13 protein-coding genes and 1 pseudogene are annotated in these 14,213 nt (G+C 62.4%); 3 read left to right on the top strand and 11 right to left on the bottom strand.

Going from position 1 to position 14,213, the window contains the following annotated elements; genetic code table 11:
• Window positions 1–11: 11 nt before the first annotated feature.
• On the top strand, window positions 12–959 hold the full coding sequence (locus C0Z18_RS22030) for a PDR/VanB family oxidoreductase (protein ID WP_102647651.1): 948 nt from the start codon (window positions 12–14) through the stop codon (window positions 957–959).
• A 72-nt stretch (window positions 960–1,031) separates the two neighbouring features.
• On the top strand, window positions 1,032–1,811 hold the full coding sequence (locus C0Z18_RS22025; protein ID WP_102647571.1) for a GntR family transcriptional regulator: 780 nt from the start codon (window positions 1,032–1,034) through the stop codon (window positions 1,809–1,811).
• Here C0Z18_RS22025 and C0Z18_RS22020 read toward each other — a convergent pair.
• Window positions 1,808–2,473, bottom strand: a pseudogene (locus C0Z18_RS22020) (DUF72 domain-containing protein); the annotation flags it as partial. The gene C0Z18_RS22025 and the pseudogene C0Z18_RS22020 overlap by 4 nt on opposite strands.
• A gap of 628 nt (window positions 2,474–3,101) precedes the next feature.
• Here C0Z18_RS22020 and C0Z18_RS22015 point away from each other — a divergent pair.
• The gene (locus C0Z18_RS22015; protein WP_102647569.1) at window positions 3,102–3,671 is read left to right on the top strand and encodes a hypothetical protein; all 570 of its coding nucleotides are present in this window, start codon (window positions 3,102–3,104) and stop codon (window positions 3,669–3,671) included.
• On the opposite strand, the gene C0Z18_RS22010 is transcribed toward C0Z18_RS22015, so the two are convergent.
• The 10 genes from C0Z18_RS22010 to C0Z18_RS21965 form a co-directional block, all read right to left on the bottom strand.
• On the bottom strand, window positions 3,607–4,431 hold the full coding sequence (locus C0Z18_RS22010) for an acyl-homoserine-lactone synthase (protein WP_102647568.1): 825 nt from the start codon (window positions 4,429–4,431) through the stop codon (window positions 3,607–3,609). The two genes, C0Z18_RS22015 and C0Z18_RS22010, sit on opposite strands and share 65 nt — an antisense overlap.
• 267 nt (window positions 4,432–4,698) lie before the next feature.
• A complete protein-coding gene (locus tag C0Z18_RS22005; RefSeq protein WP_102647567.1) occupies window positions 4,699–5,409 on the bottom strand; it encodes a LuxR family transcriptional regulator in 711 nt (236 codons plus the stop codon).
• Window positions 5,410–5,820: 411 nt separating this feature from the next.
• Window positions 5,821–6,747, bottom strand: a complete 927-nt coding sequence (locus C0Z18_RS22000) for a 3-oxoacyl-ACP synthase (RefSeq protein ID WP_102647566.1) — start codon at window positions 6,745–6,747, stop codon at window positions 5,821–5,823.
• Window positions 6,744–7,811 carry a beta-ketoacyl-[acyl-carrier-protein] synthase family protein gene (locus C0Z18_RS21995; RefSeq protein WP_102647565.1) on the bottom strand — a complete coding sequence of 356 codons (1,068 nt, stop codon included), beginning with the start codon at window positions 7,809–7,811 and terminating at the stop codon, window positions 6,744–6,746. The genes C0Z18_RS22000 and C0Z18_RS21995 overlap by 4 nt, the downstream gene beginning before the upstream one ends.
• Window positions 7,808–8,395, bottom strand: a complete 588-nt coding sequence (locus tag C0Z18_RS21990) for a GNAT family N-acetyltransferase (RefSeq protein WP_102647564.1) — start codon at window positions 8,393–8,395, stop codon at window positions 7,808–7,810. The genes C0Z18_RS21995 and C0Z18_RS21990 overlap by 4 nt, the downstream gene beginning before the upstream one ends.
• On the bottom strand, window positions 8,392–9,507 hold the full coding sequence (locus C0Z18_RS21985; RefSeq protein ID WP_102647563.1) for an acyl-CoA dehydrogenase family protein: 1,116 nt from the start codon (window positions 9,505–9,507) through the stop codon (window positions 8,392–8,394). The genes C0Z18_RS21990 and C0Z18_RS21985 overlap by 4 nt, the downstream gene beginning before the upstream one ends.
• A gap of 28 nt (window positions 9,508–9,535) precedes the next feature.
• The gene (locus tag C0Z18_RS21980; RefSeq protein ID WP_102647562.1) at window positions 9,536–10,744 is read right to left on the bottom strand and encodes a pyridoxal-dependent decarboxylase, exosortase A system-associated; all 1,209 of its coding nucleotides are present in this window, start codon (window positions 10,742–10,744) and stop codon (window positions 9,536–9,538) included.
• The gene (locus C0Z18_RS21975) at window positions 10,741–12,360 is read right to left on the bottom strand and encodes an acyl-CoA ligase (AMP-forming), exosortase A system-associated (protein WP_102647561.1); all 1,620 of its coding nucleotides are present in this window, start codon (window positions 12,358–12,360) and stop codon (window positions 10,741–10,743) included. Before C0Z18_RS21975 ends, C0Z18_RS21980 begins: the two co-directional genes overlap by 4 nt.
• 49 nt (window positions 12,361–12,409) lie before the next feature.
• Complete coding sequence (locus tag C0Z18_RS21970; protein ID WP_102647560.1) at window positions 12,410–13,357, bottom strand: 3-oxoacyl-[acyl-carrier-protein] synthase III C-terminal domain-containing protein; 948 nt, start codon at window positions 13,355–13,357, stop codon at window positions 12,410–12,412.
• Window positions 13,354–14,136 carry a 3-oxoacyl-[acyl-carrier-protein] synthase III C-terminal domain-containing protein gene (locus C0Z18_RS21965; protein ID WP_233217426.1) on the bottom strand — a complete coding sequence of 261 codons (783 nt, stop codon included), beginning with the start codon at window positions 14,134–14,136 and terminating at the stop codon, window positions 13,354–13,356. Before C0Z18_RS21965 ends, C0Z18_RS21970 begins: the two co-directional genes overlap by 4 nt.
• Window positions 14,137–14,213 lie beyond the last annotated feature (77 nt).

The raw sequence follows: 14,213 nt of genomic DNA, 5'->3' as shown, positions 1-14,213 counted from the left end.
CGGGGGCGGCCATGCAAGTCAACGTTTCCCGAAAATTCGCCGTAGCCACCGACATCTACGCGTTCGAACTCGTGCGTCCCGACGGTGCCGCCTTGCCCTCGTTTTCCGCCGGCGCCCACATCGACGTCGTGCTTCATGACGGGCTCGTGCGGCAGTATTCGCTTTGCAATAGCCCGAGCGAGTCGCATCGCTACATGATAGCGGTGCTGCGCGATGCAAACTCTCGGGGCGGATCGATCGCCATGCATGCGTTGGAAGAGGGGAGTTTGCTCGAAATCAGCGAGCCGAAAAACCACTTTCCGCTGCACGCGCACGCTCGCCATTCGATATTGCTGGCGGGAGGCATCGGCGTCACGCCGATCGTATCGATGGCGGATGTGCTCGACCGCGCGGGAGCGTCGTTCGAAATGCACTATTGCGCGCGCAGCGCGGCGCGTGCTGCGTTTCTCGATCGGCTGGCCGAGCCGCGATTGGCCGACCGCGTTCATCTATACTTCGATGACGCCGCGCACGGCGAACGATTGCGGCTCGACGCGTTGCTCGCGCAAGCCGGCTCCGATACGCATCTTTATGTATGCGGTCCATCGGGTTTCATCGCCGCAGTGATCGAAGCGGCGAAGGCCGCGGGGTGGGACGATGCGAACGTGCACCGCGAGTTTTTTGCCGCCGCGCCCACGCGAGCGCAAGAAAGCGGCGCGTTTCAGGTGAAGCTGTCGAGCACGGGCCGGGTGGTCGATGTCGCGGCTGGGACGACGGTCGTCGCAGCGCTCGCGCAAGCGGGGGTCGACGTGCCGACGTCGTGCGAGCAAGGCGTATGCGGCACTTGTCTGACGCGCGTTTTGTCGGGTGAGCCCGATCATCGCGACGTCTATTTGATGGACGAAGAGAAAGCCGCGAACGACCGATTCTTGCCCTGTTGCTCGCGGTCGAAATCGGCGATGCTGGTGCTCGATCTCTGAATGCAAGGCTCGCCGCGCATCGAACGAGGAGACGAGTGCGAGGATTCGAATGGAGTCGTTTGGAGTCGTTCAATGGAGTTATTCGACGGAAGCTCGGGTGATGCGGCCGCATCGTCCGGTGCGTCGCAAACGGTCAAGGCCCAGTTGGGGCTGCGTGAGCTGATCCTCGCAGGCGAGGTCGCGTCGGGTGCGCGCATTACCGAACTTTGGGCCGTGGACCGCCTCGGCATGTCGCGCACGCCCGTGCGTGCGGCGCTGATGCGGTTACAAGACGAGGGCCTGCTCGAAGCCGTGCCCTCGGGCGGCTATGCGGTCCGTTCGTTTAGCCGCGCCGAGATCTTCGATGCGATCGAGTTGCGCGGCACCCTCGAGGGGATGGCTGCGCGGCTTGCCGCCGAACGTGGTGTAGCGCCGGAGACGATGAGCGCGCTGCGCGAATGCGTGGACGACATCGACGAGGTGCTCGCCTCGCCGAAGATGGGCGAGGCGAAGTTCTCGTGTTACGTCCAGCTCAACGAGCGATTTCACCGGTTGCTCGCATCGGCCTGCACGAGCAGTGTCGTCGAGCGTCAGCTTGCCAAGGCGATGGCGTTGCCGTTCGCATCGCCGAGTGGGTTCGTCGAGGTACAGTCGGTCGCGCGCGATGCCTATCAAGTGCTCATCGTCGCCCAGGCGCAACATCGCGCCGTACTCGATGCGATCGAGCGTCGCGAGGGCGGGCGTGCCGAAGCGTTGATGCGCGAGCATGCGCGAATCGCGCAACGCAATCTGGAGAATGCGTTGAAGAATCAGACGGCACGGTCGCGCCTGTTCGGCGCCAAGCTCATTCGCGAGGACGACGCGCCGGATTAGGCGATGCGCTCGATCAAGGCCATCGCCGCGGAAGGGTTGCGCACCTTGTAACCGCTGATCACGTACAGGTAGACATCGCGCGGGGCCGGCTTCTCGGTAGAGCGCGCGACGATTTCCAAATCATCGGGGGCTTCCCCGGCGGCCCACGCTTTAGCTCGCGATGCCCACGCATCCAACGCCTGATCCGAATACCCGAGGTCCTCCGATTCGACCGTTCCCATGATGCGGGCATAGACGAACGGCGCCGTTACGTCGGCAATCTGCGGGTGCTCGCTATCTCCAGCCACGACCACGGCCACCTCATGCTCACGTAAGAGCGAAACGAACTCGGGATGCCGAAAACTCTGGTGCCGGACTTCGACGGCATGGCGAATGGCGCGACCGTCCACTTTCTTCGGCAGTAACGTTAAAAACGCGTCGAAATCCTCCGCATCGAACTGCTTGGTCGTGGCGAACTGCCAGTTGACCGGCCCAAGCTTGTCCTTGAGCGCGAGCACGCCACTTCCAAAGAAACGCTCGATGGAATCACCGGCTTCGGCCAATACACGTCGATTCGTGGCGAAACGCGGAGCCTTTAGCGAAAAGACGAAATCCTCGGGCGTCTCGTCGTGCCACTTCTCGAAACTCGTCGCGCGTTGCGTGCCATAAAACGTGCCGTTGATTCAGGAAGTTTCATGTAAGGCGCGTCAGATATGGGTCTGTGTGAGGCTTCACCCACGCAGCTACCCATCTAGCTACCCGCCGGGCGAGCGCTAGGCGATCGCTGTCGAAATCGATGGATTGTCGGCCAACGATGCTCTGTGCTAGTTGACCGCTGGCGCGGCTCTCGCACCATCCAGGTCGCGCGCATAGGCGATCGGAGTCCTATCGACAGCGGCGGGACAGCGTCACTTGGTAGGCGTCGTCAACCGATCGAATAGTAATGTCTCCCGTCGTCGCACAGGAAGGACCGTCGGTCATCAACGTCATGCTCTCAACAATGGGATTCGCGGGCCGATACCGATACGTTGCGCCATAGACGTCGCCGGCAGTTAAGCCATTCGCTGCATAGTTGACCGGGCGCGGATGGCAATATCCAGCTTAGTTTCGTAGTTGACATTGAACCGGGAAAAAACGAAAAACGTATATACCCACTCCGTGATCGTACGCGTCCTGATCGGATTGCTCCGTGCTTTCGCTGTTTGGGTTCAGACGATGCCAGCACGGCCGCTACGCAGCGCCGGGCTTTGTGTTCGCGGTCGAGGTGCTTACGCGGTGCATGAATGCGCCGGGTACAAGGCGAGGCAAGCTATGGAGCGAGGCGAAAGAGCGTGCCATTTTGGCGATGAGAAGCCGGGCTCAACGCGATCATGCGATTGTGCAGCCTTGCATGATCACTTGCGGCGTGCGGAAACGGAAATCCATCAGCTCACAAGATGCATTCAGTTGAAAGACCAGAAGCTGTGCGAACTCCGGAACGCGCTGGCAAATTCCGCCACCGCGCACTATCGCGTCGAAGACCGTTTGCAACGTGAGCTCGATTCCCTGCGAATCAAGCTTCCACCCGAGCTAATCGATACGCACTTCTATCAGCCCGAAGGCAGCGCATCAGGGAACGGCGTGACGGTCCGATTGCCTTACTTGACGTCGATACTGTCGGTATTGTTCGACGCGATGTACGTGTTCTGGGCGGACTGTGATCGCCGTCATCCTCCAAAGTCTTCCACGGTGGCGCACGCGATCGATGAACGCCTGCGATTGAGCATGCAGGCAAACGGTGAAGCTTCGCGTAGCGGCCAAGCGTACGCGTCCGCGATCAGGCCGGATTGGGTGAAGGACGTCGACAACCGGCATCGTCACCACACGATCGCCGTGGCGTGATGCCCGTGATGGGAGTGCAGTCGCCGCACGTCTGCTGGCCGCCTTTCTCGGTGCCAATCCCCGAATCGCATGGAGACGCAGGCAATCCGTCGAACAATCGGAGACGGGGCACGGCCACGCTCATGTCGGAAATAGCCGTCGATGGACGCGGCCCGTACCACGTGATCGCGTTCAAAAGATTGTCTGGATCGTGCCCGAGATGGGCGAACGCCAAGGCAGAGAGGTCGATCGCGCAGACCATAAAGGGCAATGCGTGCCGCTCCCCAACCGGCTCGATCTGCCGCAGTTCAAGGCCAAAACGGCGATACAGTCGTGCGATAGCGCGGGTTACCGCACCGACGATGCGCGTCGCGCCGAGTGAGGCCGCGATGGCCATTGCATGGGGAAATAGCCGCATGCCCGATATCGAACTCGGTGAATCGTCAGAAATGACGGATGCGGCGAACCGCGAGAGTTCCCAAACTGTGGGCGAGCAAGGAAGATCAATATTCAACGATCGAGGAAGCAGGTCCTGGACAAGGTATTGGCCCGTGGTTGGTATAAGCCTTGCGCAGCCGCATACTCGCCGCCTTGAGTCGAGTGCGACAATCTGAACAGTGTTTTCGCCATCGAATCGATCCCATTCGACGGCGGCGGCTCCTTGGATATCCGGCAGCGACCAACCCAGACGTCGAACGAACACCTCGTGGCGGAAGAGCCCCAGATCGTGACGTATCTCGAGTGGCAGGTCATGGAGTTTGCCGGCGACGAGGTCGTGCATTTGCTTGCTCCTCGAATGTCAATGGACGCCACGCTATCAAGGTGGGACCGAGGGGGGAACTAGTCGGCCAGGGAGGATATGCGGACGAGCGCATGCGCGGTCGAACGCTGTACTTGAAACCCGCACTAAAGTCTGGACGCCGACGGACCAGGGGCTCGGATCCAGTATGTGGGACGGCCACTCACTCAGTCCAAGGCGGACAGAGCGGCTGCCAAGGCAGACCAGTGGAGATGATCGGCGGACGGGAGTGGCGAATTTTTTGCGCAGTCACTGCTGAATCAGTCCATAGACGGACGCATCGACGGCGGCCTTCGTTCGACTATGAACGTTCAGCGTCTTCATCGCTTCAGCAATGTGATAGGCGACGGTGTGATGCGAGATTCCAAGGATGACGCTGATCTCCCATGAAGTCTTACCCTCTGCCACCCAATGCAGACATTCACGCTGGCGTGGGGTGAGATGCAGCGCCGGGCCACGATCCGGGACATGCCTGAGCCGTTCCAATTCTTGGTGGAACAGGACGCTGATCAGGTTGGCTAGCCGCACGTCGAGGATCGTGCACGCGCGCGATCGTGGGCCGGATAGGTTGACGAGCAAAACATCACCTGCCGGCTCATGAATGGGAATGCTCAGTCCATTCGACAGTCCGGCATCGCTCGCTTCGCCGAGAACGCGCCGCTCGGCACGATTCAAGACGGTAATATCGCTCCAGCGATAGGGTACGCAGTGAGTAAAGGCTACACGGTGTACCGGATCGACTGATCCGTAGTCGTGTTGCAGGTAGTGTTGCACCCAATTATTGGGATAATGTGTGCAAATTGTCTCTACGTCTACCCGAGGCCTGGGGCGTGAGCGAGTTCTTGATATGCGGCTGATGGCGTAGCACGGAAAGCCGAGCGAACGCACTGTCTCACCAAACAAGTTCGTGAGGGATGGCAGGTCGCGCGAGTCCGAAAACGGTTTAAGCAGCGGGGTCATTCGTGCTGCTAAGTCCGTATTGGATATGATGAACTGTTTTCGGTTCGCCCGATGTCGAAAGATTGGGCTCACGGTTGTCACCTCGCTTCGGCTCGTCGCTATTCAGAGTGAATTATTCGATGGGAGCGTTGGGCGTTCGGTATCAATGCTGCTTGCATTGTGGGGGAATGTGGTGTTGGACGTCAATCCGTCTCGATGTCGCTCATGATTTTTTTATAACATCCGGTGGCTATCTAAGAGCGTTCGCGCTGAGAATGCTAACCAATAGAAAAATGTCAGCGGAGAATTAAATAAATTGTAATATTTGATTGAGAAAAGCCGAATTTTAGCTTTCAACGGAAATCATCGCTCCCGCGGCGATCGACGTTGTGCCGTCCGTTCGCGAAACTGGCGCTAACTCGATCAGGCCTACTAGCGTACCAACAGGGCGGTTGCGGAGAATCCGCCGACGCCGCGAGCACACAGCAGGAAAGGCTCGCCCGGCATCAAATCGTTGCAATCTGCAAGATTAATAAATGGATCGCTTACTGTCACGTGCGCAATGCGGGCGAAGTTGCGTGCGAACAGGCACGTTGGTGGAAGATCGAGGGACGTCACGATTCGACGCCATGCCGGGAGATCGAGGTGGGGCGGGAGAATGCGCTGTATCTTGACATGGGGCACATGGGCTTGGTCGGTGACCTGCAAAATGAGCCGTCTAGCCGTGAAAAAATACTGCGCGGCAAAGCGCTGCTCTTCTCCTGCGAGCATTCCGCGCCAGCCATTGCCGCTCGCGTGGCTTGCCAGTGCGACCAAGCGATTGATCTGGGCGTCGCGTTCGACGAGCACCGCGCACGCACCATCGCTCAAGAGGCCCGCCGCTTCCATCAGTCTTTCGGCAGCGAGTGGCATCACGTCGGCTCCGACTAGCAAAACGCGGCGCACGGCCGGACGGGCAATGAACATCGCGCGGATAATCCGCAAGGCACCGATGGACGATGCGCAGTGCTGCTGGGCGAATGAGAATGCGTCGGCGTGTGCGAAGCCGAACCGTTCGCAGAGCAGACGCGGCAGGGACTGGGGCGGCGGCGCGATGCTGCCTTGCAGCGTATGGACGTAGACGAGAGAGTCGACCGTGTCAGGGGCAAGCGCGGCTGTGCTCAGCAGGGACTCGACGGCGCTAGCCGCGAGGGAAAACGCCGTTCGTTCTCCTGCATCGCGGAAATGACGTACGCCCGCTCGCTCCAGGCGTGCAATGGTGCCGCCTGATTGTCCCGTTCTCTGAGCCCAGGTTCGCACGTCAACGATCTGCTCGGGCAGATAGTATGCGACGTACGGGATGCCGATGGAAACAGTCATGCCGAGTTGTGGCTATCGACATCGCCCAATATGGATGGGAAGCCGTGTGCTGCCAGCAATGCGCATCCTGTGTAACCGCCCAAGCCGATTCCCCACATAAGAATTCGATCTTGCGAGGTGAACCTGTGCGAGCCGAGGGTGCGAGCCAGTCGTACGATGGAGTCGGCCGCGCCCAGATACGCGCAGCGCCGGGGCTCGGTTGAGCAAACGCCAAGATGCCGGCACACGAGATCGTCCAACTTTGGATCGATGGCCTGTCCGACCGTAGCTGCCAGACCGTTTGAGTGAAGGCCGTGTCGTGCCAACATCGCATCGATTGTCGACAGGAGGGCGGGCGCCCACACGCACTCGATACCCGCACGCGAGAGCGGTGGGTGAGCCGAAGCCCGGTGGAGGGGGTGAGCCGATGCGTCGATCAGTTGGAGTCCGCGTGTAGCGAGCGCGGGCCGCTCCACTAGAATTGCCCCGGCCGCGTCACCGTGCAATATCGCCTGCCCGGTCCATCGCGAAAACGGCGGGCACCATTTTTCCGCGGCCACGATCAGGATGGTGCGGGCATCGGGTTCCGCGATCAGCAGATCCGTGGCGAGCTGAAGCGCGGTGAACAAGGACGCGCCCTGCTGTTGCGACACGGAGAACGGAAAGCAGGGTGTGCCGACGATCGTTCGCAAGCGCCCGGCGACGGTGGTGGAGACGTGTTCGTTCAGACTTGTGTGACAGAAGATCACGAAGTCGATCGAAGCGGCCTCCCGATGCCGCGCTGCACAGATTGCATGCGTCACCCTGGCGGCGAGCCCCGACTGATCGGCTTCGAGCTCGACGGGCGCCCGATCGACACGTGGGTTGCTCGCTCCTTCGGCGCTTGCATCGTTTAGGTCAGTGCTCGCCGCCTCCTTCGCCGTTGCCGTCCTGGCGCCATATTCCCGGCGCCAGGACGCGATCCAGGCATCCCAGCCCGATGGCGCAGTCTCATGAGGCGTAGGCTCAATGTCCTGCCAACGGTCCAGTGCGACAGGAGGCGGTACATAGACGGCAAGCGCCGTAATCAGGGGCGCATTCTTCATGATGTGCGAGAAGGTGCGGCGAGATCGTCCCGCAAGAGGTCGTAAAGCAGCCGACCGAGCCGCTTGCCATCGACGAGATGGCAAGCGCGTTGCAGCCCAATCGTACGAAATCCGAGCCGCCCGAGCAGGCGCTGTGACGCAACGTTTGTCTCGACCGCCCATGCGGTGATGCAGTGCAGCTTGTCGCACTCGAACGATTCGCGCAGGACAGATCTCGATGCATCATAAGTCATGTCCGCGTAGGCGGGCCGCTGGCTGTCGCGCAGCACCCAGAAGGAGCCCGTGGCGAAGCGATGCGTGATGTCGCTGACAGCGACCAGACCGCTTGGGGCGCGATACCCGGTCGGGCCGAACACACGTATTCGGTGCCGTCTGCTTTGCAGCATCGCGAGCACGGCGAGCGCGGTCAGTGCTTGTCGGCCGAGGCCGAAGTCGAACCATCGATTGATGGTGGGTTGCGCGAGCCAGGCGGCGATGTCGTGGACGTCGTCCCGATTCGGTTCGCGCAGCCAATAGCCCGTAAATGGCAACGCCTCACCCGCCGAGAACGTGGTGGGGCTGTGCGGGTGGGCATGATCGCTCATGCGCACGCTCCCGCCCGAGTCCCGGACGAGGCGGACATCGGGAACCGTCCGAGCGCCGCGTCGATTTGCCTGAGCAGCCATGCGAACCAGTGGCTGGATTGGAAGCGCGCGGCCGGCGGCAGTCCTTCGACATAGCCGTGGCCGCCGCAGAGTTGGACGAGTTCGCGGTTGACGTCAACGGATTCGGCGGCAACATGGCCAATTAGTTGACGCACAAGCGCTGTAGGTGCGGGTGGTTCGGTGGTTGTCACATGGCGTAGAAAGAGGTGTGCGCCGTGGGTGGCAATCAGCATATCGGCCAGCCGTGTCGCAACGAGCTGATGATTCGCCAAGGGCTTTTTGAAGGCCAGTCTCGATGTCGCGTAATCGAGCGCGAACGTAACGCTGTGCTGCATCGCGCCGGTCAGCAGCGCGGCAAGATAGAGACCGACTTCCGTGAGCCAGGTCTGCGCAGGCGACGTCCCGTTCCGATCGAGCTGCTCGATCGTGGCGAGCGGCGGTGCTGCCGCGATCTGCTCGAGATTCGACTGCTCGAGGACGAGGTCGCCGAGCGTGATGGCGCGCCCGCATCGACAAGTGACTGGAGAGGGAGCGACATGTGCAAGGATGAGACGCTGGCGGTCGAGGTCGTCGATTTGCATCGTGAGCCCTGGCGTGTCGGCTTGGCGCAGGCGCCATTGCACAGCGGCTTCTGTGCTCGGCACAGTCAGCGCGAGCGGGATTGCACCGTCGAAGTAGTCGCCAACTGGGCGCGGGGGGAGCAAGTCGAGTGCGTCATGCGCGCGTAGCGTCATGAGCGCTGGCGCGCTAAGGGTGAGTTCCGCCGCCCGCTCAAGGGGGCCTGCAGCGAGGGCCTCGATGACCAGAGACAGCTCGTGGCGCTCGACTGCCAGGCCGCCTCGGCGTGCCGGCAGGATCATTGTCCCGAGATCGAGTGTCGCGGCCAGCTCAACGGTTTCCTCCCAAGCCGCTGGCGTAGGCGGCTTGGCCAGCAGAGGCTCCAGCCGCTCCCGGGCAAAGCGCTGGCTGGCCGCGTGAAGGCTGCGTTGATCGTCGGTCATGGCCCATGTGGTGGGCGAGGGTGGCGACACGAGAGATTCGGTTGCGAGCATCGCAATTCTCCACGTTCACGATGAAGCTTTAGACGAGCATCTCGATAGCGGCGGGATGGCCGAGAAAGTCGGCCGGACTTGCCGATCGCCCATAGGCACCCGACTGCAGAACCACGACGAAGTCCCCGATGCGGGCATCGGGCAGCGGCACGTCGTCCGCGATTCGGTCGAGTGGTGTGCATAAGCACCCGACGATGTCGCAGCGCTCTTGGGGCGCGTCGTTCAGGCGATTGCCAAGCAGCGCTGGAAAATTGCGGCGCAGAACTTGCCCGAAATTTCCGGAGGCAGCCAGATGGTGGTGCAGTCCGCCGTCGGTGATCAGGAATGTCCTGCCGCGGGAAGCCTTGCGATCGATGACGCGGCACACGTAGACGCCGGCTTCTCCGACCAAGTACCGTCCGAGTTCGAGGACGATGCGGGTGCCCGGCAGACGGTCGTGGAACTGCGGGAGCCAGCCGTGCATCGCTTGTGTGACCGCGTCGATGTCGAGCGGCGTGTCGCCCGCGAAATACGGGATACCGAAGCCGCCGCCCATATTGACGTATCGCGGGGCGGTCGGTAGATCGGTGGCGAGTCTCGTGACGAGCTCCGCGCTTTGCTGCTGGGCCTGGATGATGGTTGCGGCGTGCAGGCACTGCGATCCCCAAAAAAGATGAAAGCCGACGAGCGCCACATCGTGCGCGTCGACCTCGCGCAGCAGCGCCGGCACCTGTTCCGCATCGATGCCGAACTGCGCGGCGCCACCGCCCATTCGCATGCCGCTCTGGCCGACGTGGAAGTTCGGGTTGACGCGGATGGCGACGTTGGGGCGCAAACCGAGTTCCCAGCCGAGTGCCGCGACGAGGTGCAGTTGGGTGACCGATTCGAGGTGAATGTTGACGCCACTCGCTACTGCGCGACGCAGCTCATCGCGCTCTTTGCCCGGACCGGCGAAGCCGATCTGGCGGGCGCCAGCACCGGTATCCAGGGCGAGCGCCATCTCAGATGCGGAGGCGACATCGAAGCCGTCGACGCGCGTCGCGAGGTGGTGCACGATGGCTTGCATCGGATTGGCTTTGATTGAGTAGTGCAATTCGATGTCGCCGGGCAGTTTGTCGCGCAGCATGCGTACGCGAGCGTCGATCGCGGCTCGATCATAGGCAAAGAAGGGCGTGCGCCCGGCGCGGTCGGCTAGGCGAGCGACATCGATGCCGCCGATAGCCAGAACGCCGTTTTGCTCAAGGAATGGGAGGTTCACGATCGCCTCGCTTCGGGCTCGACTTGCGTGCCGGTGAACGCCGCGCGCAACGCAGTTCGATCGAACTTCCCGTTGGGGTTGCGCGGGATCTCTGGGCGAACGATCAGGCGCTGCGGCACCATGTACCGAGGCAGCCGTTGCGCGCACCACGTTTGCAGCGCTTCGGTATCGAACGGCTCGGCTGCCGGCACAACCAGCAGCACAATCGCTTCGCCAAGTTCGTCGTCAGGCACGCCGAGGGCGACGGCTTCTGCGACGAGTCCGCTGCCGTGAACGGTTTCCTCGATCTCCTCAGGGCTGACGCGGTACCCGGAACTCTTGATTTGAGCGTCGTTGCGTGCGACGAAGTAGAGAAATCCCTCGGAGTCACGCCGCACGAGGTCTCCCGACCAGACCGCGATATCTCGCGCCGCGCCACCGGGCTTGACTTCGGGAGACGGCCGGTAGTGCTGGGCGGTACGGTCCGCGTCGTTCCAGTAGCCCAGCGTGACACAGGCGCCGACGTGGACCAATTCGCCGGTCTCGTCGGGCTCGCATGGGGAGCCGTCCTTGCGGACGACGAGGATGCGGGCGTTTGGCACGGCTTTGCCGATCGAATCGGGGCGGCGGTCAACCTCGCTGGGATCGAGAAACGTCGAGCGGAACGCTTCGGTCAGTCCATACATCAGATAGGGCAGCGCTTGCGGAAACAGCGTGCGCAGTTGCTGCAGGACGGGCAGCGGAAGCCGGCCGCCCGTATTGGCGAAGTAGCGCAGCGTGGGGCACGCCGCGCTCGGCCAGGTCGCGCGGGCGAGCTGCATCCATAAGGGCGGCACGCCTGTGATTGCAGTAATGCGTTCACGCTCGCACGCTTCGATGACGTCCTGTGGCGTCACGTAGTTGATGAGCACAGCGGCGGCGCCCGCATACCAGGCCGAGGTGAGTTGGCTCAAGCCCGCGTCGAAGCTGAGCGGCAGAACGGCGAGGATCCGGTCGGTTGCGGTGTGACGCAGGTAATGGGAAACGCTCCACGCACCCTCGAGCAGGTTGCGATGACTGAGCATCACGCCTTTGGGCAGCCCGGTCGAGCCGGACGTGTAAAGGATGGCGGCCAGATCCGTGTCGATACCCGATGCCGATGCTGAGCGTGGCGTGTCCCCCTCATCGTTTGCAGTACTACCGACGCATGCAGGCTCAGGCCAAGTGTGGATGTGCGTTTGCATGCGCAGATGCCGGCTCACCGCGCTGGGATCATCCACGATGATCGTGTGGTGAACGCCCGCCACGCCATTTTCGTCGAGTACGCGCGCGCGAAGGGCAGTGGTGATCAGGCAGTCGGCGCTGCAGTCGCGCAGCACGTGAGCGACCTGCTGGGGCTTGAGCAGTGGATTGATGGGAACGAACACGCATTGCGCGGCCGCTGCGCCGAGCATCGATATGACGGTCTCGATGCGCTTGTCCAAAAAGATTGCGATACGGGCGCCCGTTGGGATGCCGAGCGAGCATAGCGCGTTAGCCAAAGCGTGTACCCGGCATGCCAGGATCCGATAAGTCAGGCTAGCTGGACCGCAAACAAGGGCTTGCGCGTCGGGCGTCTGCCGTGCGGCCGCGCGAACAATGTCGAGGATGTTGTTCATGGGGGTATCGAGGTCGAGGATGAGCGTTAAAGAAGTGCTTGCTGAGCGGTCAGTGACGTATCACCATCGCACCGAAGCAGCCGGCGAGACCGCACGAAAACAGCAGGGACCAGCCTCCAGGTTTCCGATCCCGGCAGGTTCGAAAGTCGATGAAGGGGTCCGCGCCGAAGACGTGGCCGATTCGCCCGAAATTCGCGGTGAACAGCCGCTCTTGTCGGACGGACAGCATCGTCATCAGCCTGGCCCAGCCCGGCAAATTCACGTGATGGGGCAGCACGTGCGTGATGTCGCGGCTCGTGATACCGGCTTGCCGAATGGCGGCGCGCATCGTGGAGAACGCGGACCAGTAGTAGCGATCGTCGGGCACCGGCTGCAGATCGTCATCGGTGCCGCGGAAAGAACGGCCGTCGGTGTACAGGTACAGGCCGGCGATGACGTCGCGCTCGCCGTCACGCTCGAGCAGCAATGCGCAGGCGCCATCGCTGTGCAGCGCAAGGTCTTGAATCGCCCGCAGCCGGTCGCATTCCGAACCGATTACATCGGCACAGACGACGATCGCGCGCCTAAGCGATGAGTGCCGCACAGCGAGCGCGAGCAGCGCGCGGATGGCTGCCATCGGCGAGACGCAGTGCTGCTGCATGATCGAAAACGCCAGTGCGCGGCTCAGCCCCGTGCAGAGCTGAATCTCTTGGGCGGTGTTCGCGGGTGGCGCAAGGACGCTGGTCTGAATCGTATGCGTATAGACGAGCGCATCCACCGTTTCCGGAGCGGTGTCGGTTTCGTGCAGCAGCGAGGAAACGGCATGGACGGCCAGGGCCACAGGCGAGGCGCCGGCAGCGTCGTGGAACTGCGCGACGCCGTTGTCGAGCAGTGCGCGGGCGCGTGCGTCCGGCAGGCCGCAACGTGCCGCCCAGCGATGTGCATCCACCGTCTTCTCGGGCAGGCAGAACGCGATGCCGGACAGCGATAGCGAGGGAGGTCGAACCGAGGCCGTCATGTGTTTTCCCCACGGAAATCAAGGAGAGCGCAGGCGGCCTGTCCCTGGAAGCCGAGGGAACTGACGAGCATGCATTGTCCGTGCGAGGGCGCGATCGATCTCAGCAGTGCGTCGAGCCGTGCGGGCGTGTCCGCCGCACAGAGGTGGCCGTGCGCGTCTTGGTCTTCATGCCAGATTCGTTCGACCGGCAGCCCACTGCGTGCGCCGAGCTCTCTTATGAGTTGCGCCTCGACGGCGGAGGGCGGCAAGATCCAGTCGATGTCCGCTGCGCACAGCTTGGCGCGTGTGCACGCGTCATCGATGGCCTGCGTGAGTGTCGTGGCGCCAATGAGCCCGCGGTCCGTTGACGCGAAAGCGCCGGGCCCCGGCGTGCGGATCGTGAGGCTGCGCACCCGCCATCCCGGAATGGGAGATCTCGCGATCAGGACGGCAGCCGCCCCGTCGCCCATGACGGTCAACGCATCGACTCGCCGCACAAACGGCGGGAGCCACCGCTCGGCGGCGACGATCAGCACGGCACGCATCTGTGTGTCGACGGCCATCATGGCGAGGGCAACGTCCAGTGCCATCAGGAACGACACGCTTTGAAGCTGTCCGATCGCAAAGGGCGCACGGCTCGATCGGAGTTCGCAGTGCAGACGGCAAGCGCAGGACAGCGCGAGGTCGTGTTCGAAGCTGGTGGTGCACACAATGATCTGGTCCGGCGTAAGCTCCGCTCGTTGGGGCAAAGCGTCGAGAAGGGTTTGCGCGACAGTTAGCGCCATGTCCGAAAGCGTCATCCGAGGTTCGTTGGCAACCGGGCGATCCGCTGCGAGGCTGACTTGTGACGCGGGACGATCACCCTCGCCGCATCGCG

The sequence above is a fragment of the Trinickia dabaoshanensis genome, assembly GCF_002879885.1.
In the GTDB taxonomy this organism is placed as follows: domain Bacteria; phylum Pseudomonadota; class Gammaproteobacteria; order Burkholderiales; family Burkholderiaceae; genus Trinickia; species Trinickia dabaoshanensis.
The sequence above is the reverse complement of the archived record's forward strand: the minus strand, read 5'-3'. Positions and strand labels throughout refer to the sequence as shown.

Bases quoted from the DNA above. Each gene is read 5' to 3' on its own strand.
- C0Z18_RS22030 (WP_102647651.1), top strand. From the start codon at position 12: ATGCAAGTCAACGTTTCCCGAAAATTCGCCGTAGCCACCGACATCTAC.
- C0Z18_RS22025 (WP_102647571.1), top strand. From the start codon at position 1,032: ATGGAGTTATTCGACGGAAGCTCGGGTGATGCGGCCGCATCGTCCGGT.
- C0Z18_RS22015 (WP_102647569.1), top strand. From the start codon at position 3,102: ATGGAGCGAGGCGAAAGAGCGTGCCATTTTGGCGATGAGAAGCCGGGC.
- C0Z18_RS22010 (WP_102647568.1), bottom strand. From the start codon at position 4,431: ATGCACGACCTCGTCGCCGGCAAACTCCATGACCTGCCACTCGAGATA.
- C0Z18_RS22005 (WP_102647567.1), bottom strand. From the start codon at position 5,409: ATGACCCCGCTGCTTAAACCGTTTTCGGACTCGCGCGACCTGCCATCC.
- C0Z18_RS22000 (WP_102647566.1), bottom strand. From the start codon at position 6,747: ATGACTGTTTCCATCGGCATCCCGTACGTCGCATACTATCTGCCCGAG.
- C0Z18_RS21995 (WP_102647565.1), bottom strand. From the start codon at position 7,811: ATGAAGAATGCGCCCCTGATTACGGCGCTTGCCGTCTATGTACCGCCT.
- C0Z18_RS21990 (WP_102647564.1), bottom strand. From the start codon at position 8,395: ATGAGCGATCATGCCCACCCGCACAGCCCCACCACGTTCTCGGCGGGT.
- C0Z18_RS21985 (WP_102647563.1), bottom strand. From the start codon at position 9,507: ATGCTCGCAACCGAATCTCTCGTGTCGCCACCCTCGCCCACCACATGG.
- C0Z18_RS21975 (WP_102647561.1), bottom strand. From the start codon at position 12,360: ATGAACAACATCCTCGACATTGTTCGCGCGGCCGCACGGCAGACGCCC.
- C0Z18_RS21970 (WP_102647560.1), bottom strand. From the start codon at position 13,357: ATGACGGCCTCGGTTCGACCTCCCTCGCTATCGCTGTCCGGCATCGCG.
- C0Z18_RS21965 (WP_233217426.1), bottom strand. From the start codon at position 14,136: ATGACGCTTTCGGACATGGCGCTAACTGTCGCGCAAACCCTTCTCGAC.